The following is a 718-nucleotide window of genomic DNA, read 5'->3' as shown; positions in this document are numbered from 1 at the left end:
CCCGCGACGACGCCGACGCCCGCGACGCCTGGGCCGGGAAGGCCGCGGCCGGCGTCCGCGACGCCGACGGCCGCCAGGAGTGCGCCGCGCTGCACGACCTGCCGCCCGCCGTGCGCCGACGGGTGCTGCGCCGGGCCGCCATCGAGGCCGGCGCACCGGCCGGTTCGCTGTTCGCCCGCCACATCGAGGAGGTCGACCGGCTGATCACCGGCTGGCGCGGTCAGGGGGCCATCAATCTCCCCGGCCGGGTCGTCGCCCGCCGGCAGGGTGGCAGACTGGTGATTCGGCAGGGCTGAATCCGGACCCCACCGACCGAAAAGCCGCGGGGCGGACCGGACCGGCCGGTGGGACGACCGAAAGTGATGCGGGTGGACGCGAACGACATGGGTGCCGACCTCGAGAAGGTGCTCATCACCAAGGAAGAGATCGACGCCAAGCTGGTGGAGCTGGCGGCGAAGATCGACGCGGAGTACGCGGGCAAGGACCTGCTGATCGTCGGCGTGCTCAAGGGCGCGGTGATGGTGATGGCCGACCTCGCCCGGGCGCTGTCCACCCCCGTCACGATGGACTGGATGGCCGTGTCCTCGTACGGGGCGGGCACGCAGTCCTCGGGCGTGGTGCGGATCCTCAAGGACCTCGACACGGACATCAAGGGCCGGCACGTCCTGATCGTCGAGGACATCATCGACTCCGGCCTGACGCTGTCCTGGCTGATCTC

2 protein-coding genes are annotated in these 718 nt (G+C 71.7%); both read left to right on the top strand.

Going from position 1 to position 718, the window contains the following annotated elements:
• The coding region (locus LPA54_RS34055) for a TilS substrate-binding domain-containing protein (RefSeq protein ID WP_228984545.1) at positions 1 to 296 on the top strand (296 nt) is incomplete at its 5' end.
• A gap of 66 nt (positions 297 to 362) precedes the next feature.
• Positions 363 to 718 (top strand): phosphoribosyltransferase (locus LPA54_RS34050; RefSeq protein WP_267487943.1); only part of this gene is annotated, 356 nt, incomplete at its 3' end.

Source organism: Streptomyces sp. DH12, from assembly GCF_020873895.1.
Taxonomy (GTDB): Bacteria; Actinomycetota; Actinomycetes; order Streptomycetales; family Streptomycetaceae; genus Streptomyces.
Note: the sequence above shows the minus strand (reverse complement) of the source record. Positions and strands in the feature narration are given on the sequence as shown.